Here is a 21,633-nt window from a genome sequence, read left to right on the forward strand (position 1 = left end):
ATTACAGACCTGCTGCCGAGGCTTTGCTGATAAGCCAGTCCATCGACGGACCGCGGTCACTGCGCACTTCAACCGGGCGACCGGCCAGGGCGCTGTCCAGCGGGGCATCGGGCTTGATCTGTACGCGGATGTCGGATGACAGGTCATCGCTGTTCAAGCTGGTGCTGCTGATGATTTTGCCGGTGCGCTGGTAGTCTTCACCCGCCACCTGGAAGTTCACGCGGGCACCCGGCAACACGTCGCCAAACTGGCGATAGCTGAAGCGAGCGGCAATGTTGGCTTCGCTGGTGCGCGGCACCAGTTTGAAAATCACGTCGCCTTTGCTGGCGTATTGGCCATTGGCAACCACTTGCTCGGCCACCACGCAATCACACGGCGAGGTCAGGGTGCCGGTCATTTGCTTGCCAAACAGGGTTTCGATATTGGCCGGCTGCAACTGGTTTTCGTCCAGATGGCCTTTGAGCACGTCGAGCATGCTGGTGCTGAAGGTCGCAATTGGCGCGCCATTGGCCGCCAGGTTGTCGTCTTTGACCAGGCTTTGTACGGTGCCGTCGCGGGGCATGGTGATGTTCAGGCCGGGGACGCTGACCAGCGCCGACTGGGCGTGGGTGACGAAGTACACGCCGTACACCGATTTGACGATAAAACCGAATGCCACCAGCCCGACGACAAATACGCCGGCACTCAGCACCACGGCTTTCATGCGACCGAACGGGGTCATGCCGCTGCCGCCATCCTTGACCTTGCGCGCCTTGGTGAAGTTGTCGCGCTGCAAGGTGGCGAGTACTTCGCCCATGGTCACGATATCGCCGCTCAGGTGCGAGGTGATGAGGTGACGCAAGGTGGAAATGTCCTGTTGATCGAGGTTCTGGAACTGGCAACCGACGCGTCCGCTCTGGCGGTCAACGTTGCGTACCAGCAGCTCCACGTCCATCGCCAACCCCAGGTTGTCGATCACAAACTGCAAGCGGCCTTTGTGCACTTCGCCAACGGCCAAGGATTGGTTGGCGGCGTAAAAGCTCAGGCCTCCGGCCGACAGGTCAATGATGCTGACTTCCATCGGTGTGCGGTCTTTGCCGAAAAAGCGCAGCTTGGCCGGGATTTTGACCCGTGCGTGCTGACGCTGGGCTTCGGATTCGTGGACAACGTTGGTGTTTACTTGAGTGTTCATAAGGTCTTGTTCCTGGTTAATTCGATCGGGTCGGGTCAGACCATCGTCAGCAGCACGGCAACAAAGATGCTGGCGGCCGAGAAGGTCATGGTCCGAGACGACCAGGTGTTGAACCAACGTTGAAAGCTGGCCAGATCACGGGTCAATTTGGTGTCCTGACGGGTCCAGGATTGTTGGTCGAGGCGGAAGAACACGTAGATCTTCACCAGCGCACCCACAATCTGGTTGTAATAAAGAATCAGCGGGTAAGCCGGGCCGATGCTGTGCCCGGAGCAGGCCAGCAACAGGGTCAAAATCAGGCGCGTGATGCCGATCCACAGCAGGTAGGCGATGAGGAACGTGATGCCGTATTTGGCGCTGGCAATCAGCGCGACGGTCAGGCCGAGCAACGAGGTCCACATCGAAATGCGCTGGTCGAACAGCACCACACTGGTGAACAGGCCGAGGCGCTTGACGCCCAGCCCCAGTGCCCGGGCGTTCTGCCGCAGGTTGTTGCCGTACCAGCGGAACATCAGTTTGCGGCTGGCCTTGATGAAGCTCTTTTCCGGCGGGTGTTCAACGGTGTGAATGGCCGCGTCCGGCACGTAGAACGTGTCGTAGCCCAGGCGCATCAGGCTGAACCAGCTGGACTTGTCGTCGCCGGTCAAAAACTTGAAACGGCCCAGACGCCAGTGCTGCAACGAGTCGCTTTCTACGTCGGCAATAAAGTCCGGGTCAGTGACCACGTTGGCGCGAAAGACCGACATCCGCCCGGTCATGGTCAGCACGCGTTTGGACAGGGCCATCGAGCACATGTTGATGTGGCGCTGGGCGAAGCGCAGCTTGTGCCATTCACTCATGATGTAACCGCCGCGCACTTCGCAGAACTCGTTGGTGGTCAGGCCGCCGACATTGCCGAACAACTGGAACCACGGCACGGTTTTGCGCACGACGCCGGGGGCGAGCACGGTGTCGCCGTCGATCACGGCCACCACGGCACGGCTGTCCGGCATGTGCCGCGAGATGGCGCGAAAACCAAAGGCCAGGCCGTCGCGCTTGCCGGTACCGGCAATGCGTACGAAGTCGAGTTTGACGCGCTCTGGCGGGTTAAGGCGCTCCCACATGCTCTTGACCAGCAGCTCGTCGGACATTTCCACCAGCGAGCACACCACTGTGGTCGGCAGGCCGCATTCGATGGCTTCGCGAATGACCGAGCTGTAGACCTGCGCGGTGGTCAGCGCGTCGATACGAAAGCTGGTTACCATCAAAAACACATGGGACGGGTCTGCCGCTTTGCCCAGCTTGCGCACTTTGCGTCGCAGGTGCGGATACACCACATATAAAAACAGCATGCCGCGCAGGAAGTGCGTGGCACCCATTGAATAGCGCCAGATACCCACGGCGCCAATCAGGAAAATAAAGTTTTTCGACTCGGAGTCGAAGGTCGATGTCGGCAACGCCAGCGCGAGGCCCATCAACAGCGTGAGGTAAAACAGCCAACCGGCGGCTTGGAGAAGGCCGTGTTTTAGCCTGAGCATAATGAGGTTCCGTTTGAGCATGGAGGCTGTGATGCGCAGAGCGTGTAGTCGCTGGCGCAGGCTGCGATCGTTCGAAGTGTCAAAGATCGCAGCCCGTTTCACTCGTCAGCGGCTACAGCGCTGTTGTTACCAGCAAATGCCTTCGGTACGGCCGACGGTGCAGGTGGCTTTGGACATGAAGCCCACCAGGTCGATGACCTGTTTGCCCTGTGGCGCGGTTTCGGCCAGCGCACGGAACTTCTCATCGCGGTTGCCCAGGATGATCACGTCGCTGTTGTTGATTACGGAGTCGAAGTCCGAGTTGAGCAGGGACGACACGTGGGGGATTTTGGATTCGATGTAGTCTTTGTTCGAACCGTGGACGCGGGCGTATTCGACGTTGGTGTCGTAGATGCTCAGGTCAAAGCCCTTGCCGATCAGCATTTCGGCCAGTTCTACCAGTGGGCTTTCGCGCAGGTCGTCAGTACCGGCCTTGAAGCTCAGGCCCAGCAGGGCAACTTTGCGCTTGTCGTGGCTGGCGACGATGTCGAATGCGTTTTGCACTTGCGACACGTTGCTGCGCATCAGCGAGTTGAGCAGCGGCGCTTCCACGTCCAGCGAGCTGGCACGGTAGGTCAGGGCGCGCACGTCTTTTGGCAGGCACGAGCCGCCGAACGCAAAACCCGGACGCATGTAGTACTGCGACAGGTTCAGGGTTTTGTCCTGACACACCACGTCCATCACTTCTCGGCCATCGACGCCGACAGCTTTGGCGATGTTGCCGATTTCGTTGGCGAAGGTGACTTTGGTGGCGTGCCACACGTTGCAGGTGTACTTGATCATCTCGGCGACTTCGATGTCCTTGCGGATGATCGGGGCGTCGAGTTCTTCGTACAGCGATTGCAGCACGTCACCGGAGGCTTTATCGAACTCGCCGATAACAGTCATTGGCGGCTGGTCGTAGTCGGCAATCGCGGTGCTTTCGCGCAGGAATTCCGGGTTGACCGCGACGCCGAAGTCGACGCCGGCCTTTTTACCCGAGCACTCTTCGAGGATCGGGATGACCACATTTTTCACGGTGCCCGGCAGCACGGTGCTGCGTACCACGATGGTGTGGCGCGATGTCTTGTCGCGCAGCACGGCACCGATTTCGCGGCACACGGCTTCGATGTAATTGAGCTCCAGGTCGCCGTTTTTCTTGCTCGGGGTGCCGACACAGATCATCGACAGGTCGCTTTCGCGGATAGCCGAAGCAAAGTTGGTGGTGCCGCGCAGACGGCCATTCTGGATGCCCTGGGCGAGCAACTCGCCAAGGCCCGGTTCAACGATGGGCGATTTGCCGAGGTTGATCAGGTCGATTTTGTCCTGAGAGATATCTACGCCGATCACTTCGTGACCACGGGCGGACAAACAACCGGCGCACACGGCGCCAACGTAACCCAAACCAAATATGCTGATGCGCATCGCAATTACCTCTGTCTTGTATAGGCCAATTAATGGCCGGACTTAAAGTGTGGGCGCACTTGGAACTACGGCACATAAAAGCCGTAACGCCGGGTGCAGGCATCGTTAAGTTTTAAGTTGTTGGAAGTTGCACCTTTAATGTGCAACTCATCACTATCAGTAAGGCATGTCAGATGATGGGGACGGCCTTGGGTGGGCGCCTGGCGCCGCGCTCTCTCTTATTTTTAGCCTTTGAAAACAAAGGGTTATAGCTATGTTTCAGTCACCTTTGTTTTGGCTTTTTAACAACCGATAACACCAGGGAGTTGGTCTTATCTGTGTAAGTGATATCTCACAAGCTCTGTAAGAATCGTTACGGGTTGTATGAGCGGAGGTATCGGACATAGTTCCGGGCCGTTCATCCCGTTTTCGACGAAATTTAACAAAATGAAAAATGATGGCACTGGTTCCATATTGATAGCACTTCAGGTTTTACCCTTTAGTTATAGGGTGTTGATCAGAGGGGATAGTTAAGTGCCACTATGGATAAATAAATTAGGTGCCACTATGAAAAAAAGTCACATCTGTCGAGTGAATTTAAGTTCATGGATATTTCAAGACATATTTTTGGCGTCAAATATTTGGCTTTTAGGGGTGAGGTGTGAAAGGGGTCACACGCAGGTGAGCTCCCCGTTCAGGCCGGGGAGCGTCAAAAAGGCGGGGGTTATTCGGGGGCGTGGTCGCGCAAAAAGACCAGCGAATCCGGTTTGGATTGCTCGGCGCTGTAGTAGTAACCCTGAGCATCGAACTGCTTGAGCTGTTCAGGGGTGTTGATGCGTTCCTTGATCACGAAACGGCTCATCATGCCGCGGGCTTTTTTGGCATAAAAGCTGATGATTTTGTGCTGCCCGTTTTTCAGGTCCTTGAATTCGGTGTTGATGATGCGCGCGTTCAGGGCTGATTTCTTGACCGCCGAAAAGTACTCGTTGGACGCCAGGTTGAGCAGCACATCATCGCCCTGGGCGGCCAGTGCTTCGTTGAGCCACTCGCTGATGCGCGTGCCCCAGAAGGCGTACAGGTCTTTGCCCCGCGGGTTGGCCAGTTTGGTGCCCATCTCCAGGCGATACGGCATCATCAGGTCCAGCGGGCGCAGCAGCCCGTATAGCCCTGAAAGCATGCGCAGATGGGTTTGCGCGTAATCAAAATCCGCCTCGCTGAAATCCACGGCATTGAGGCCGGTGTACACATCGCCCTTGAATGCCAGCAACGCTTGTTTGGCGTTTTCAGGGGTGAAAGCAGGTGTCCAACTGCCGAAGCGCGCGGCATTCAGGCCGGACAGCTTGTCGGACAGGTGCATCAGCTCGCCAATCTGCTGCGGGCTCAGTTCGCGCAGTTGGCCGATCAACGCCTGTGAATGATCCAGGTAGTGCGGCTGGGTAAAGCGCTGGGTGGCCGGCGGCGTCTCATAGTCGAGGGTTTTAGCGGGTGAAATCACCATCAGCATGGGGTCGTCTCCTTTAAGCGTCGGGGGATTCTAGGGGGTTGGGCGGTTTGACTCCACCTATGACGCCGATAGAACGCACAGGCTGCTGATGAAAGGGGCGGGGTGGAATCTGGCAGGGTCTGCATGCGAGGACAGCGACGGAGTATCAAAAGGCATTTGTTGGGCAGCAGGTTATAGTGCGCACAGTTTTTACAGGGAGATTGATTCGTGCGTATTGCTCTTTTCTTGTCGGCCTGGCTGGTGTGCCTGAGCACGGTGGCGGCGCCCAATGAGCCCGCAACGCTGGATCGCAGCACGTGGCCAGAGCCGTTAATCAGCCCGGCTCTGTTCGATGTGGCCTCGCGGGCAGAAATCCTCACCTTCGCCCATGCCCTGTTAACCAGTGAAGCGCTGGACGAAGCTGCGCTCAGTCAGCGTCTGGGGTTGAAGATCATCAACATGGATGCGATTGATACGGTCCGTCAGCGCCTGTGGCTACGGCTGTTGGCCAACTACAACCTTGCCCAGCAGAGCTGCGATCAGGACGCATCGTTCTGTTATTACGTCGACGGGATGGACAGCCTGCGCGAGCAAGCGGGCAAGTTCGAGATCGCCGAAGACTCGTTCTACGTGAACTGGGCCGAGCCGAGCGCCACGTTTCATCGTCACTACCTGGACGAGCTGTTACGGCTCGCCGCGCTGTTCCCGCAGACCGGCAGTGAGATCGCTCTCTACGGTGAGCATGAGTTCAATGGCGAGGCGATGAATGACCGGCTGTTCATGCTGTCCTTCGACAGCGGCCCCACCCAACTGCCCGGCACCACGGACTGGCTCACCGACTACCTGCGCAAACAATCCCTGAGCGCGACGTTTTTTGTCTTGGGCAACAGCGTGCAGACACGGTTGAACAAGCAGTCCGAGCAGCAGTTGCAGGCGCTCTATAAAGGGCAGTGCGTTGGCGTTCAGGGGTGGGAGTACCGTTCGCACAGCCATTGGAACTATTGGCAAGATTCAATCCTGCGCAGCACAGCGTTGGTCAAGCGGGCCATTCCCGACAGTTACGTGCCTTTATTCCGCCCGCCGTATGGGCACCGTCGTGAAGACAGCGGGCTTTTTTTTCAATCCCAGGGGCTGCGTGTGGCGCTGTGGGATATCGATTCGCAGGACATGGCGTCCAGTTTGAGTGCCGAGCAATCGGCGCAGCGGGTACTGAGCCTGATGTTGCTCTGGCGTCATGGGGTGGTTGCCTTCCATGACACTCAAAACAAAGTGCGTACCGCGTTGCCCTGGCTGATGAAAGCCACGGCCCAGAGCGGCATTGGTTGGGAGGAGTGTGCGGCCTTCGGCAAATAACAGCCGCAGGAAAAGCCCGCCGGTCAAGGCGGGCGGTGAGCTTACAAAAGGTGCAATGCCACGTCGCTGCCAACGCGCAGGTATTCGACTTGAGCGATGAGGGCGTCTTTGACAATGGCCTCGCCGGTGTCCGTCAATTTGGCTTTTTTGGCGTCGATGACCGACAACTGCAGCAATTGCATGGCCACATCCATCGCTTTTTGAAAGGCCGTGATGTTGTTGTGCAGGCCAAATTCGCGAATGACCGCATCCATACGCTCATCGGCATTGTCACGAAGTTGTTGGAATTCGGTGATAGACGCACTGCCGTCCTTGTAAATCTCCAGCAGCATCTGTTCCAGGGTTTTGGAAATAGGGGTCATACAACGTCCTTTGGCTTTAGCAGTAAGTGGGCGCCGGTCTGAATCAGCCCGTGCGCAACGAAGCTTAGTGCTGCCAAAAAGAAGGGCGGGTAGGCGTCCTCGCTGCTGTGTGTAAGAGCGGTCCGGCCGTTTGGGGGGAGGATTCGAATCAGGCGTTGTGGTGCCCGAAACAGGCGAATGTGGGTCCTGAAATGAGCCCGTGCTGTTTCAGGTAATTACTAAGCCTAGTAGCGGTTTGGCATTGCGCCAAGGGCTATTCGTCTTTCTGAAAAAAATAGTGCCCGGCCGCGAAAAAGACTTTTTCTTGTCACACTTTTTGGAGTATTACGAAGACAGACCGCCGAAACCTGCCACACAGGTGGCGTCTTTCAGGACACCACGGGGCAGGTGATCAGGCCGTCATATCGAGGCGCAGCACTGTTGAGGTATTGCGTCGAATGGCTCCCACAAAGGTGACCGAGTATGGATGATCACGGACGCACGCCTTCCTCCAACCAGCCAATCCTTTATGTACTCGATACCAATGTTCTGATTCACGATCCCAACGCCCTGCTCAACTTCGAGGAACACCACGTCGCGATCCCGATGACGGTGCTCGAAGAGCTCGACAAACTCAAAACCGGCAAATTACTGGTGGCAGCAGAATGCCGTCAGGCCATCCGTTTGATTGATCAGGTGCTGGGTGTGGCTTCGCCCGAAGACGTTGAAAAGGGCGTGCCCATCGAGCGCGGCAAAAGCGGCCCCAAAGGCTTTCTGTCGATCCTGATGAACAAGCGCAGAGAACCCAATGCGCTGCTGCCTGAAACCCTTAACGACAACATCATCATCAACCAGTTGATTGATTTGCACGCCCGCTCGCCCGAGATTCAGGTGGTGCTGGTAACCAAAGACATCAACATGCGCCTCAAGGCCCGGGCCTGCGGGATTGAGTCCGAGGATTACAGCACCGATCAGTTGGTGGACGACGTGTCGATGCTGTCACGCGGCTATCACACCATGACCGGTTCGTTCTGGGACCGCGTCAGCAAGGTAGAAACCCGTCAGGGGCACGGCAGCACGTGGCACCAGGTGCAACTGATCGAAAACCTGCCCTCGGTTCACATCAACGAATTCATCATCGACGAACAGGGCTTCGTGGGCTGGATCAAGGAGGTGCGCAAGGACCACCTGCTGATTCTCGACATGCACCAGGAGCCCTTGCTTCATCAGGAAGCCTGGGGTCTCAAGCCGCGTGACATTTACCAGGGGCTGGCGCTGTATGCCCTGCTTGATCCGGACATCCATCTGGTCAACCTCTCGGGCGCCGCGGGTTCGGGCAAAACCATCCTCGCGCTGGCCGCAGCCATTGAGCAAACCATGGTCAGCAAGCGTTACCGGCGGATCATTTGTACCCGCAGCGTGCAAGGGCTGGACCAGGAGATCGGCTTCTTGCCCGGCACCGAGGCCGAGAAAATGGAGCCGTGGCTGGGGGCGATCACCGACAACCTGGAAGCGCTGCACATGGACGATGAAAGCACCCACGGCAGCGTGGACTACATCCTGAGCAAGGTGCCGTTGCAGTTTAAATCCCTGAACTACATCCGGGGCCGCAGCTTCCAGCAAAGCCTGATCTTGATCGACGAATGTCAAAACCTGACCCCGCATCAGATGAAAACCATCATCACCCGTGCGGGCGCGGGGTCCAAAGTGGTGTGCCTGGGCAACCTGGCGCAGATTGATACGCCTTACCTGTCGGCCACCAGTTCGGGCCTGACTTACCTGACGGAGCGTTTCAAAGACTTCCCGAACGGTGTCCATATTGCCCTGCAAGGGGTGCCTCGTTCGATACTTGCCGAGTACGCCGAATCGCACCTGTAAACCTGTCATTTCACTCCAGATCCGGGCGGCCATGAGCCGCCCTTTTTTTTGGCAAAACGTGCCCTGAAACGCCGTGGCTGAAAAGGGCCAACTGCGCAAGAAGTTGCGCACTCATTTGTGGATAAACCTGTGAATACATTGCTACAGGCCATATGCCTATTGGTCTGTAGAGGAGTGCGCAAGAAGTTGCACAGTACTGCGCAACTTCTTGCGCACTTTTCCCCTGTTTTTGGCCCAAAAAACACCCTCTCAAAAACCCGATTTCGCTATGTGTTTGCTTTAAAAGGAATTCCTAAAAGCTGGCACGAACCTTGATTAATCGATTCAGCGCTTGAGCGATTGTGTGGCCTCTCAAGTGCCTGTTTTCAGCAAGGAGAACCTCCATGGCGGAGCCGAATTTCATGCCCCTCGCGGGCCCCCGGCAGGGGCTAATTATTGCCGCTGCGAACACTGCATTTGGGTGGGGACACCCTGTCGGGACGCGCGTGCAAACCGGGGCATGTTTCAAGGCGTCTGCCAATGCGCGTCGGCTGCTTTTCGGTGCCGAGGCCGGGTGTTCACCTGTGGTTGGTTGTGACCGACCTGCTGCCTGAAGGCAACCCTCGTTCATCACGCAGGTTGCCGTTCCTAACGTTGAGGTGTTCACCCGAGGAGTCATGGATGTTCAGTCCAGCCAACGAAACGCAATTTACGCTCACCATCCAGGGGCTTAAGCATGACCTGCGCGTGCTCAAGTTTCATGGGCAGGAGACGATCAGTACCCCCTTTGCAATCACCGTGGAGCTTGTCAGCGAACGCTCCAATCTTGACCTTGAGCGCGTGCTGCACCAGCAGGCATTTCTGGCGTTCAACCGCCATGGCAACGGGATTCACGGGCAGATTTATCGCATTGAACAAGGCGAGTCGGGCAAGCGTTTTACCCGCTACAGCCTGACGCTGGTGCCCCACCTGGCGTACCTGCGCCATCGCACCAACCAGCGGATCTTTCAACAGCGCACGGTGGCGCAGATCATTGCCTGCGTGCTTGAAGAACACGGCATTCAAGGCGATACCTATCAGTTCCAATTGAATGCCAGCTACCCGCCGCGAGCGTACTGCGTCCAGTACGACGAATCAGACTTGCACTTCATTCAGCGGCTCTGCCACGAAGAAGGCATTCACTACCACTTCCAGCATGGCGAACAGTCCCATGTGCTGGTGTTTGGCGATGATCAGACCGTCTTCCCGCGACTGCGCCGCCCCACGGCCTACGTACAAGACAGTGGCATGGTGGCAGATGAGCCTGTTATCCGGCAGTTCAAGGTGCGGTTTGAAGCCCGCCCCAGCCGTGTCACGCGCCGCGATTACGATTTCGAAAAATCCGGTTTTGTGATCGAAGCCGACCACCGTCCCGAGGTGCAGACCCCACAGCCCGATCTGGAGGACTACGACTATCCCGGTCTGTTCGTGACGCAAGATCGCGGTAAGCCCCTGACCCGACGCGCCCTTGAGCGGCACCGCGCCGACTACCTTCAGGCCGAGGGCAACAGCGATCAGCCGACGCTGGTCACGGGGCATTTTCTCTCCCTCACCGGGCACCCGCGCAAAGAATGGAACGACCTGTGGCTGCTCACTGAAATCCACCACCAGGGTTATCAGCCGCAAGTGCTGGAAGAGAGCACCTCCTGCGACCTCGAACCGGATACGGACGCGTTCGAGCAGGGCTACCGCAACACCTTCCTGGCCACGCCGTGGGATGTGTTTTACCGCCCCAAACAGGCTTACCCCAAACCCCGGGTGCTGGGCAGTCAGACCGCGTTAGTGACCGGGCCTGCGGGGGAAGAGATCTATTGCGACGCCTATGGGCGCATCAAGGTCAAGTTCCATTGGGACCGTGCAAGCCAGGGGGATGACACGTCCAGCTGTTGGCTGCGCGTGGCCTCTAGCTGGGCAGGCAGCAGCCACGGCAGCGTGACGATCCCGCGGGTCGGCATGGAAGTGCTGGTGACTTTTCTGGAAGGCGACCCCGACCAGCCTGTGGTCAGCGGCTGCCTGGCCAACAGCCGTCACCCGGTGCCTTATCCACTGCCGGCCAACAAGACCCGCACGGTATTGCGCAGCCGCAGCACCCCCCACAGCACCGGGTTCAACGAATTGCACCTTGAAGACCGCGCGGGGCAGGAGCTGATCTACCTGCGCGCCCAGCGCGACATGCAACGCAAGGTTGAACACGACTGCCGCCTTGAGGTGGGCAACGAGCGGCATGAAACCATCACTGGCAACAACATCGTGGTGCTGGAGGCCGAGGACCATCGCACCGTGGCTGCGGACCGCAAGGTCGAGCTCAAGGCCAATGACTATCTGCACGTCGCCGTCAGCAGTCACACCCGCGTGGGGCAAGCACTGGTGGCCGAAGCCGGGCAGGAAGTGCACATCAAGGCGGGCGCCAACCTGATTCTCGACGCGGGTGCGAGCCTCACCCTGAAAGCGGGCGGGGAACACATTGTCATTGGCGGCGGGGGGATATTCAGCAGCTCCCCGATTCAAATCGGCGGTGCTCCGGCCAGCGGCACGGCTGCCGCCCCGTTGCTGCCGGGGATGCTCGGGCTCATGGCCACGCCGTCCTTGCTTGAGCACGGCCAGGACCCGACCGCGCAGGCCTCGCCAGCCCCTCAAACGCCACTGCCCCCCAAGCCCGTCTGCAAGGACTGTTTACTCGCCGCGCAGGTCAAGGGCGAAGCGTTAGTGGCGCGTTGATATTCAGGTCACCAAAACAATAAGAGAAGGGAAGGAAAAGCCATGACCACGAACGCAAAAGAATGGCTGCATCACTTGATAGGCGAAGCCCGCAGTGCCGGAATCGATCATCTGGACCTGCTGCTTAACGGCGCCGTACTGCCAGAGGCGCTGTTACCGCCGCTGCTGGCACTGAGCCCGGCGCCTGAGTGTCAGTGGCTGCTTGAGCACACCCCCGAACAGGCGCTGGCTCATCAGGGGCCGGTGTTACTGCGCATCGCCCTGGGGGATCAGGCGCACATTGCAGCGACAGCGCACTTATTCACCGCCGTGCACGCGCAGTTTTGCGTGCTGGCCCTGATCAGCCGTTGGCCTTTCGACAAACTGGCCGTGCAATTGCGTGGCGCCACCCAGGCAACCTGGAACAAAGGCACCAGCAGCGGCGTGTTGCGCTACTACGACACGCGCCTGTTCAGGCATTTCTGCGAGCAACTCGACCCTGAACAACTGGCGCCTTTCCATGGCCCGGTGTGCCGCTGGCACTGGATCGACCACGACGGCAAAAAGGCCTCGCTGTGCGGTCTGGACATCAACCCCCAGGACCACAGCGCATTGACCGGCCTGACCTTAAACGCAGCGCAGGTCCAGCCGTTGCACGCCCTCAGCGCAGCCCTCCAGTGGCTCAAAAAAAATGACTGCACGCCTGCCCAACATGGGTTCACCAGCCATGAAGCGCTGATTCGATGCCTGACAGGCATCCACCTGAACCTCAGCCGCCAACAGTTGGAAAAACCACAACACGAAGCCTTCATCGCCAGCGCATTGAGCGAATTCCCGCCCTTAAGCCTCACCCCCAAGAAGGCCGCCTTATGACCCGCGCAGCTTGGCTCATCGTCATCAGCGGCCTTGCACTCCAAGGCTGCACCCCGCCAAAGCCCGTGCGTCTGGGTGCCCCCATCGAGGGGTATAGCCATACCTCGGCGGCGATAAACCGGTTTTCTGTGAACAGGGGGGGCGGGCCAAACATCAGTCCTTATAGCGGCGGTGGCAAACAGAATTGCTGCGCGTCACTGCCGGTGAAATGGCACCCCGGGCTGACGGTGGTGGTGGAGTGGGTGAAAGATCCTGATCCATATGCTTATGGGCGTTGGCCTGAACGGGTGTTTTCTGATGCGTGGAGTAAACGCATGGAAGAACACAAGACGCGTTACACCCGTCATCGAGCCGTTGTGCCTGTTGCACGGTATGAGGAGTTGGGGCTTGTCAATGTGCACTTCTTACCGTGCAACCAAGTAGCCGTTTCGGCTGGTGCGACTTATCCGGGGCGTCCCGATTATCCGTTTCACTTCCCTCAAAAAATTCAGGAGCCCGCGACATGTCCAGAGTCCTGATCCGAGTCTTGTGGCTGATGTTGATCAGCGGCCTTTCGCTGCAAGGCTGCACCCCGCCAAAGCTCGTGCGTCTGGGTACACCCATCGAAGGGTACAGCCATACCTCGGCGGCGATTCGTTTTTCTGTGAACGGGGGCGGGGGGCCGAATCTGGCGCCGTATGGCTACGGGGGTGGGCAAAATTGCTGCGCGTCACTGCCGGTGAAATGGCACCCCGGGCTGACGGTGGTGGTGGAGTGGGAGAAGGATCCTGATCCATATGCTTATGGGCGTTGGCCTGAACGGGTGTTTTCTGATGCGTGGAGTGAACGCATGAAAGAACACAAAACGCGTTACACCCGTCATCGAGCCGTTGTGCCTGTAGCGCCCTATGAGCGACTGGGTGCAATCGATGTTCACTTTCTTCCTTGCAATCAGGTTGCGGTTTCGGCAGTGGCGATGCTGCCAGGGCAACCCGGCTACCCGTTCAACTTCCCTCAAAAAATGCAGGAGCCCGCCACATGTCCAGAGTCCTGATTCGAGTCTTGTGGCTGATGTTGATCAGCGGCCTTTCGCTGCAAGGCTGCACCCCGCCAAAGCCCGTGCGTCTGGGTACACCCATTGAGGGGTATAGCCATACCTCGGCGGCGATTAATTGGTTTTCTGTGAATGGAGGCGGCGGGCCGAACATCAGTCCTTATAGCGGCGGCGGCAAACAGAATTGCTGCGCGTCGCTGCCGGTGAAATGGCATCCCGGGCTGACGGTGGTGGTGGAGTGGGAGAAGGATCCCAATGTGTATGACTCAATCAACTGGCCAAAGCCCCGCTATTCGGATGCTTGGAGCAAAGCAGCCAGAGAGCATCAGGCCAAATACACCCGTCATCGAGCCGTTGTTCCTGTTGCGCGGTACGAACGGTTGGGGGTTGTGAACGTGCACTTCTTGCCGTGCAACCAAGTGGCAGTTACCGCGGGGCTCATGATGCCCGGAACGCCCAAATATCCGTTTCACTTTCCTCAAAAAATGCAGGAGCCCGCGACATGTCCACAACCATGAATTCATCTTCCCAAAAGCCGGCTCCGGAATTTATGAGCCCCACTCCTTATTTCAAGGAAGACGGGTTGCTGCCAAAAACGCCGGGCGATGTGTTGCGCAATTACCGAGAGCAACAAGCGGCCTTTCATGGGTTTGAGCAAGCCGCGATGAGCGCTGCTTGGGCTGCGGGACACGCATATGCGGGCGCCCCGTGCATGAAAATTGTGACGATCAGCCTGTGTTTTGACGGTACGAACAACCATGAACCGTCCGACATTAAGGCCAAGCCTTCCACCACAACTAACGTGGCGCGTCTTTACCACGCGAGTTTGGGGCGTAACGAAAATGAAGTGGTAAGACGTGAGGGTTTTTACGCCTATTACATGCAAGGCGTTGGCACCGAATTTAAGGAAATACGTGAATTTGAACCCAACAGTGACGGCCTGACAAAGGCGGTGGGCGGTGAGAACCGGATCAACTGGGGCATTACCCGAGTGATCGATGCCTTGAAAAGGGCTTCAGGCGAAACCTATCTGGATACAGATGACGCCTATGCCTTGGTGCAGAAAATGGGCACCAGCCTCACCGAAGACTTACTCGGCGTTTCGCTTTTCAAAAACAGCTATACCCGCCGCCAGGAAGTACTGGCCGCCCCACTGGCTGAACTTAAAAGCCAGATTGATGCGGCACACGCGTCTAAAACCATTCCTGAAATCAAGGCCGTGCGCCTGTTCGTGTATGGCTTTTCCCGTGGCGCAGCCCAGGCGCGGACGTTTGCCAACTGGCTGGAGGCCTTGACCAAGGTCGAGGTGGAGGGCAGCACGTGTTACCTGTTCGCTGGCCTGCCGATCAAGATCGTGTTCATGGGCCTGTTCGATACCGTGGCGTCGGTGGGGTTACCGTATATGGTGCCCTTTGCCGCCGGGCACATGGGCTGGGCCGATGGCAGCCTGCGCCTGAGCGATGACGAGGCCTTCCTTGAGCATTGCGTGCACATGGTGGCGGCCCACGAGCAGCGCAGTTGCTTCCCGGTGGATTCCATTCGGCGTAAAGCCAACCCGGACGACCCGATGTGCCCGTCCACTTACCGCGCCGGTACGGCGGAGTACATCTACCCCGGCATGCACTCGGATGTGGGCGGCGGTTACCCGCCCGGCGATCAGGGCAAGGCCTCTCAGGGCGAAAAAGAGGTGGTGTCGCAGCTCGCTTTGCACCACATGTATGCCGAGGCTTATAAAGTCGGCGCACCTCTGCAGGCTCCCCCTGAAGCGTTTAATGCAGCATTAATGAATGAACGCCCTTGGCTAGCGATGAGTGAATCAACTTCTTTTGAATTCGCCGTAGGCCCCACCGTCATCACCCGTTTCAACACCTGGCTCAATGCCATGGACAACGGTCCGCTGGAGGAGGTGATGAGGCGCGAGGCGGGGTTGATTACCGGGTGGCGGATCAGCCGTTACGCCAAGGGCTGTGCCCCTCACACGCAGTCGTACAGCGATGTCATGAGGGATGGCGCGACCAAAGACATGAGCTCTGACGAGGTCAAGGCCTTCAAAGCGTTGCACGGCATGCAACTCAAGGCAGACGCGGCCGCGCTGGCGGGCGCGCCTGCTCCCGTTTTGACCGAGGTGCAGTTGGCTGAAAAAACAGCCCACGAAGCCATCAAAAAGAAGTACGAGGAACGTAGCAAGACCCCGCCCGTGCAGAGGTTCAACACCAGCAAGGTGTACGAACCGTCCCTTGAATACCGGCAATTGCGCAACGCCATGGCCGATTTTCGACGTGACTACGTGCCGGAATGGAACCTGGACACCAGCGAGTTTGTCGGCTGGGGAACGCTGTTAAACACGTTTCTCGGCGGGTTGGTCTACATGACCAATGAGCAGGATGAAGCGCAGCACTATGCCGACATGCGCAGGGATGGGGAGATCCGTTATGGGCAACTGTTCGGCCATGATGGCAAGGCGTTGAACGACAGTGTGTTGCCGATCATCCGCCTGTTCGATGAGCATGTGCATGACTCCCGCGCCTGGTTCATGAACGCGGAGTTGAATGAACGCGAGTTGTTCAGTGATTACTTCCGTTACCGCAACATCTTTTTCGACAATGAGTCCAACAACGAACTGACGTTGTTGGTGACCACTGAGCGCGTGGTGGGCGTGGCGCTGTCGGTGGCCAGCGTCGGCCTGAGCGTCAAACGCCATGACCCGCGCTTTCTGGTGGGGCTGGTGATACCGACCCTTGGCACCCCGGTGTTTCGCGGCAAAGTGGGCTTCCCGAGCATCAGCGCGTTTGACACCGTCACGCGCCGCGCCCTGCCCATGGTTGAAGGGCTGACCTCAATCCGCGCCTTCAGCAAAGACACGGCCAGCGCCGTCAAAGCCGCCCAGGCCTTGCCGCTGGCGCCGCTGCTGAGCGAAGCCACAGCCACGACCGAAGACCTGATCGCCATCCTCAAAGGCGAACCCGCCGAAATCCCTGTCCCAAGCAGCGACGAACTGGCCCGTACCGCCGCCCGCAAATCCCGCTGGCCAAGCCCTGTGGAAATCGACCCCGTTGAGCAGGCGATTGCCGAACTGGTCGGCGGTCACGTCTACGGTAAACCCTACTTTTTGGACATCGATTCGATTGTGTAGCGCCGGTTGAGGGCCAGCCTTGGCTGGCCCTGTTCCGCAGGGATTTACAAGGTTTCAGGCTCGCCGCAGGGGGCTTTTTCAAGGGAGACCCCGTGGGTCATCGGCGCCGTGTGCCGTGTTGAGATCAGGGTGTAGATCGACGGCAGCACAAACAGCGTGAACAGCGTGCCCACGACCATCCCCACCACAATCACGATCCCCAGGCCAAAGCGGCTGCTGGCGCCCGCGCCGCTGGCGAACAGGAGCGGTACCAGGCCCACGACCATGGCGGCGGTGGTCATCAGGATCGGGCGCAGGCGGATGCGCGCCGAGCGGATGATGGCGTGGGCCGGGGAGCAGCCACTGGCCTGTTGCAGTTCGTTGGCGAACTCGACCATCAGAATCCCGTGTTTGCTGATCAGGCCAATCAACGTCACCAGGCCGATCTGTGTGTAGATGTTGAGCGTGGCCCAACCCAGCGCCAGCGGGATGAGGGCGCCGCAGATCGACAGGGGCACGGTGATCAGGATGATCAGCGGGTCGCGCAGGCTCTCATACTGTGCGGCCAGCACCATGTAAATGACGATGATGGCGAACAGGAAGGTCATCATCAGCGCGTTGCCTTCGTGGATGAACTGCCGTGAGTCCGATTGCCAGTCGTGGCTGAAGCTGGCAGGCAGTTGTGCGCTCTGATTGGCCAAAAAGGCCACCGCTTCGCCTAGGCTCACGCCCGGGGCCGGGATGCCCTGAAAGGTGGCCGAGTTTTGCTGGTTGAACTGTTTGAGGCGGTTGGGCTGGATGTCACTGTGCAGGCTGACCACGGTCGACAGTGGCACTTGCACACCGCTGTCAGTGCTGACGTAAAAGCCGTTGAGCGCGTCCGGGGTCAGGCGCTGTTTGGCTTGCGTCTGCGGGATCACGTCGTAGGAGCGGCCCTGCAAACCAAAGCGGTTGGTGTAGTTTTCACCGACCAACACCGCCAGCGTGCTGGCGATGTCTTGCAGGCGAATGCCGAGGCTGTTGGCTTTGCTGCGGTCGATGCGCACTTCGGTCACCGGGTTGTTGAAGTCCAGATCACTGTCGACCACCGCGAACAGGCCGCTGGCCCGCGCCTGTTCCTTGATGTCTTGCATGGCTTGATACAGCGCGCGGTAATCCTCGGTGCTGCGAATCACCAGTTGCACTGGCAGGCCGCCGGTCGAGGCGGGCAGGGGCGGCATCTGGAAGACGAAGATCGAGTTGCCTTCCACGGCGTCCACCTGTTGTTGCAGCTCGTTCTGGATCTGTGCGGCGCTGCGGTCGCGCTGACCCCATTCGCTGAAGTTGATCCCCGCGAAGCTGGCGGCAACCCCGTCGGTGCCGTTGATGATCCAGGTGCTGGTGGTTTCCGGGATCCGGGCCAGCAGTTCGCTCAGTTGGGCAGCGTAGCGCTCCACGAAGTCGAGGTTGGCGTGTTGCGGGGACTTGATCGCCAGCAGCAGGTTGCCCTGATCTTCGTTGGGCGCCAGTTCCTTGTCCGCGTGGCCGTATAGCAGCGGCAGGCTCAGCAGCACCAGCAGGCCGAACGCCAGTACCGCGCCGCGTGCACGCAGCGAATGCACCAGCCCGCGCTGATACAGGCGCGACAGGCGGTGAAAGAAGCCCTCGGCCAGCAGGCTCATGCGCCCTTCGCTCTGGCCGGGGGGCAGCAGTTTGGCGCACATCACCGGCGTCAGGGTCAGGGCGATCACGCCGGACACCAGCACCGCGCCCGCGAGTGTCAGGGCAAACTCCTTGAACAGCGCGCCGGTGAGGCCATTCATCAAGCCGATGGGCATGTACACCGCGGCCAGGGTGATGGTCATGGCGATGACCGGCGAGGCGATTTCCCGTGCGCCGACCAATGCGGCGTCAAGCGGCGCGCGGCCTTCCTTGATGTGACGGTGAATGTTCTCGGTCACGACGATGGCGTCGTCCACTACCAGGCCGATGGCCAGCACCATGGCCAGCAAGGTGAGCAGGTTAATGCTGAACCCGAACATCGCCATCAGCGCCAGCGCCCCGAGCATCGACAGCGGGATGCTGAGGATCGGGATCAGCACGGTGCGCCACGAGCCCAGGCACAGGAAGATAATGACCACCACGATCAGGATCGCTTCGAGCAGGGTTTCGAGCACTTCCAGAATCGAGGCTTCGATAAAGTGCGCGGTCTCGAACGCCAGCGCCACCTCGACACCGGGCGGCAGGGTCTTCTGGATGTCGGGGAGCAGGCGCTTGATGCCCTCGACGATCAGCAGCGGGTTGCCCTTGGGCGTGGCGTACAGGCCCAAGTGAACCGCAGGTTTGGCGTCCATCAGGGCGCTGGTTTCATAGGCGGCCGAGCCCAGTTCGATCTCGGCAATGTCGCGCAGGCGCAACAGGTGGTCGCCACGGTTGCTGATCACCATGTCGCGAAATTCATCGAGGGTGTTGAGGTCGCTGTTGACCTGGATCGAGGACACCACGTAGTGGCCCTTGATCTGCCCCGGGGCGGCCTGAAAGTTGTTGGCGCGAATCGCCTGTTCCACCTGATCGGCATTGATGCCGTGGCCCGCCATGCGCTGCGGGTCGAGCCACACGCGCATGGCCAGGCGCTGGCCACCAAACGTGTCGACCTTGGCCACCCCTTCAAGGGTGGAAAACAACGGTTGCACCACGCGGCTTAGGTAGTCGGTCAGGGCGGCGGCGGACAGGGTGTCGCTGGAAAAGCCGACGTAGGCGACGGCCGTGGAGTCCCCCGCCGAACGCTCGATGACCGGGTCATAGGCCTGCTCGGGCAGGCGGTATTTGACCTGATTGACCTTGGCAATCACTTCACTCAGCGCCTTGGCCGAATCTTCGTTAAGCGCCATGCGCAGGGTAATCACACTGTGGCCCTGCACCGACGATGAACTGACGTAATCGACGCCTTCCACCGATGCCAGCGACTGGTTGATCGGCTGGGTGATGAAGCCTTGCATCAACTCGGCGGGCGCGCCGGGGTAATCGGTGCTGACGGTAATCACCGAGCTTTCCAGCAGCGGGTACTGGCGCACGGGCAGGCCCATCCAGGCTTTTAGCCCGGCCAGCAGGATCATCAGGCTGACCACCAGCGCGAGCACCGGGCGGTGGACGAAAATGTCAGTGAATTTCACTTTTGCGCTCCTGCTTCGACGGCCAGCGCGGCGCTGGTCACCGGTTCGATGCTCGCGCCATCACTGAGCTTGATCTGGCCCGAGATCACGACCTGATCGTCGGCCGACAGGCCCTTGTCGATCACCACTCGGCCATCGCGCCGCTCGCCGGTCTTGACCGACACACGGCGTACCGTGGGCGCGCTTTTTTCATCACGGGCCGGTTGCACCACGTACACGTCTTCGCCATAGGCGCTGTAGGTGACGGCGGTTTCTGGCAGGCTCAGGGTGTTTTCCGGCATGGCCTGTGGCAGGCGCACACGGGCAAACATGCGCGGCAGTGCTGCGCCAGGCGGGTCTTGCAGGCGTGCTTGAACGCTCAACGTGCGGGTGCGGTCCAGAAACGGGTCGACGCTGCTGACCACCGCCGTGACCGGTTGGCCGGGCAGGGCATCGAGTTCAATCAGCAAGGGGCTGCCGGTCTTAAAGTGCGCCAGGGCTTGTTCGGGCACGCTGAAATTGACGAACAGGCCTTTATTGCCGATCAGGTTGATCAGGGTGTCGCCAGGGTTCACGTATTGGCCCATGTGCACTTTGCGAATACCCAGCGTGCCGGCAAATGGTGCACGAATGGTGCGCTGCTCGATCTGTGCCATGAGTTCCTGCAAGGCCCCGCGTGCAGTGGTGTATTCGGCCTGGGCATCGTCCAGGGCCTCGCGCGACACGGCGTTGGAGGTAATAAGTTTTTGCAGGCGTTCGAGGCGTACGCGGGCGTTGTCCACCTGGCCTTGCAAGCGCACCCGTTGCCCGCGCTCGGGGGCATCGTTAAGACGCACCAGCACTTGACCACGCTCGACCCGTTGCCCGGACTCGATGGGTAGCTCGACGATACGCCCGCCGATTTCGGCCGGCACGCTGACTTCTTCCACCGCTTCGAGCTCGCCGATGGCCTCCAGGTAACGGGTGAAGGGCTGGCGACTGACCGGCGCCACGGCCACCTTGAGCGGGGCCGCCACATACCCGGCGGGGGCCGGCTGTTGCCAGCGCCAGACGCCCCAGGCCACGCCGGCAAGTACGAGAGCAATCAGGGCCCAAAGGGCTGTGCGCCGGATCAGCGGACGAGTGCTTGCAGCGACGTGAGGCATGATCTTGTTCCTTAAAGAGGCAATCAGTAAATCGGCCAACAGCCCGGCGTGAGCAGTTCGACGAGGTTATGGTCGGGGTCGCGGAAATACACACTCGAACCGCCCTTGGGCCATTGCGTGCGGCCTTCGATGGCCACCCCGCTGTCGTCCAGTTTTTGCTGCCAGGCGGGCAGGTCGTCGGCGTCGATGGCGAAGCACACGTGAATCCGGCCGTGGGCATCGTGCGGCGGGATTTCGCCGCCGCTCAGGTATTTGGTTTCAAGGGACGCCCCGCGCTTAAACAACAGAAGCGTGTTGAGGTCGCCGACGTTAAACGCGATCAGCACATCGCTTTCGACCATGACCTCCAAATGAAGGGTTTTGTAGTAAAAATCTTTTGCTGCTGTAAGATCTTTCACGTAAAGAGCGGTTTCAATTATCCGTTTGAGTTGAAGCATGGGGCGCTCCGTATCGGGAAGG

At 59.2% G+C, this 21,633-nt stretch carries 16 protein-coding genes; 8 read left to right on the plus strand and 8 right to left on the minus strand.

Annotation, left to right across the window (positions count from 1 at the left end; all coding sequences use genetic code 11):
* Position 1 precedes the first annotated feature (1 nt).
* The 4 genes from TU74_RS06380 to yaaA form a co-directional block, all read right to left on the minus strand.
* Positions 2-1,171: an alginate biosynthesis protein Alg44 gene (locus tag TU74_RS06380; protein ID WP_047273440.1), complete on the minus strand. Its 1,170-nt coding sequence runs from the start codon at positions 1,169-1,171 to the stop codon at positions 2-4.
* A gap of 35 nt (positions 1,172-1,206) precedes the next feature.
* A complete protein-coding gene (gene alg8 / locus TU74_RS06385) occupies positions 1,207-2,688 on the minus strand; it encodes a mannuronan synthase (RefSeq protein WP_047273441.1) in 1,482 nt (493 codons plus the stop codon).
* Between the two features lie 126 nt (positions 2,689-2,814).
* A complete protein-coding gene (locus TU74_RS06390) occupies positions 2,815-4,131 on the minus strand; it encodes a nucleotide sugar dehydrogenase (protein WP_047273442.1) in 1,317 nt (438 codons plus the stop codon).
* A gap of 703 nt (positions 4,132-4,834) precedes the next feature.
* Positions 4,835-5,614 carry a peroxide stress protein YaaA gene (gene yaaA / locus TU74_RS06395; RefSeq protein WP_047273443.1) on the minus strand — a complete coding sequence of 260 codons (780 nt, stop codon included), beginning with the start codon at positions 5,612-5,614 and terminating at the stop codon, positions 4,835-4,837.
* Between the two features lie 207 nt (positions 5,615-5,821).
* On the opposite strand from yaaA, the gene TU74_RS06400 reads away from it, so the two are divergent.
* Positions 5,822-6,946, plus strand: coding sequence for a polysaccharide deacetylase family protein (locus tag TU74_RS06400; RefSeq protein WP_048375627.1), 1,125 nt, complete (start codon positions 5,822-5,824; stop codon positions 6,944-6,946).
* A gap of 41 nt (positions 6,947-6,987) precedes the next feature.
* Here TU74_RS06400 and TU74_RS06405 read toward each other — a convergent pair whose 3' ends face one another.
* Positions 6,988-7,308 carry a hypothetical protein gene (locus tag TU74_RS06405; RefSeq protein WP_047292376.1) on the minus strand — a complete coding sequence of 107 codons (321 nt, stop codon included), beginning with the start codon at positions 7,306-7,308 and terminating at the stop codon, positions 6,988-6,990.
* Positions 7,309-7,770: 462 nt separating this feature from the next.
* Between TU74_RS06405 and TU74_RS06410 the strand changes: the two genes are divergently transcribed.
* The 7 genes from TU74_RS06410 to TU74_RS06440 all read left to right on the plus strand — a co-directional run bounded on the left by TU74_RS06410 (position 7,771) and on the right by TU74_RS06440 (position 16,919).
* Positions 7,771-9,165, plus strand: a complete 1,395-nt coding sequence (locus TU74_RS06410; protein WP_047273446.1) for a PhoH family protein — start codon at positions 7,771-7,773, stop codon at positions 9,163-9,165.
* Between the two features lie 660 nt (positions 9,166-9,825).
* Positions 9,826-11,901 carry a type VI secretion system Vgr family protein gene (locus TU74_RS06420; RefSeq protein WP_048375632.1) on the plus strand — a complete coding sequence of 692 codons (2,076 nt, stop codon included), beginning with the start codon at positions 9,826-9,828 and terminating at the stop codon, positions 11,899-11,901.
* A 42-nt stretch (positions 11,902-11,943) separates the two neighbouring features.
* Positions 11,944-12,753, plus strand: coding sequence for a toxin Tle1 chaperone Tla1 (locus TU74_RS06425; protein ID WP_048375634.1), 810 nt, complete (start codon positions 11,944-11,946; stop codon positions 12,751-12,753).
* Positions 12,750-13,271: a Tli1a family immunity protein gene (locus TU74_RS23340; RefSeq protein WP_082149838.1), complete on the plus strand. Its 522-nt coding sequence runs from the start codon at positions 12,750-12,752 to the stop codon at positions 13,269-13,271. The genes TU74_RS06425 and TU74_RS23340 overlap by 4 nt, the downstream gene beginning before the upstream one ends.
* Positions 13,256-13,786 (plus strand): Tli1a family immunity protein, encoded by a 531-nt coding sequence (locus tag TU74_RS06430; protein WP_048375636.1) that lies wholly within the window; start codon positions 13,256-13,258, stop codon positions 13,784-13,786. The genes TU74_RS23340 and TU74_RS06430 overlap by 16 nt, the downstream gene beginning before the upstream one ends.
* The gene (locus tag TU74_RS06435) at positions 13,771-14,304 is read left to right on the plus strand and encodes a Tli1a family immunity protein (RefSeq protein WP_053069966.1); all 534 of its coding nucleotides are present in this window, start codon (positions 13,771-13,773) and stop codon (positions 14,302-14,304) included. Before TU74_RS06430 ends, TU74_RS06435 begins: the two co-directional genes overlap by 16 nt.
* A 32-nt stretch (positions 14,305-14,336) precedes the next feature.
* On the plus strand, positions 14,337-16,919 hold the full coding sequence (locus tag TU74_RS06440) for a T6SS phospholipase effector Tle1-like catalytic domain-containing protein (RefSeq protein ID WP_241485545.1): 2,583 nt from the start codon (positions 14,337-14,339) through the stop codon (positions 16,917-16,919).
* A gap of 44 nt (positions 16,920-16,963) precedes the next feature.
* Here TU74_RS06440 and TU74_RS06445 read toward each other — a convergent pair whose 3' ends face one another.
* From TU74_RS06445 to TU74_RS06455, 3 genes are read right to left on the minus strand one after another with little or no spacing between them, the layout of a single operon-like run.
* On the minus strand, positions 16,964-20,050 hold the full coding sequence (locus tag TU74_RS06445; protein WP_047292399.1) for a MexW/MexI family multidrug efflux RND transporter permease subunit: 3,087 nt from the start codon (positions 20,048-20,050) through the stop codon (positions 16,964-16,966).
* Positions 20,047-21,174, minus strand: a complete 1,128-nt coding sequence (locus TU74_RS06450) for an efflux RND transporter periplasmic adaptor subunit (RefSeq protein ID WP_048375637.1) — start codon at positions 21,172-21,174, stop codon at positions 20,047-20,049. The genes TU74_RS06445 and TU74_RS06450 overlap by 4 nt, the downstream gene beginning before the upstream one ends.
* A 23-nt stretch (positions 21,175-21,197) precedes the next feature.
* A complete protein-coding gene (locus TU74_RS06455; protein WP_047292403.1) occupies positions 21,198-21,611 on the minus strand; it encodes a VOC family protein in 414 nt (137 codons plus the stop codon).
* Positions 21,612-21,633: the final 22 nt, after the last annotated feature.

Source organism: Pseudomonas lundensis, assembly GCF_001042985.1.
Lineage (GTDB): Bacteria > Pseudomonadota > Gammaproteobacteria > Pseudomonadales > Pseudomonadaceae > Aquipseudomonas > Aquipseudomonas lundensis.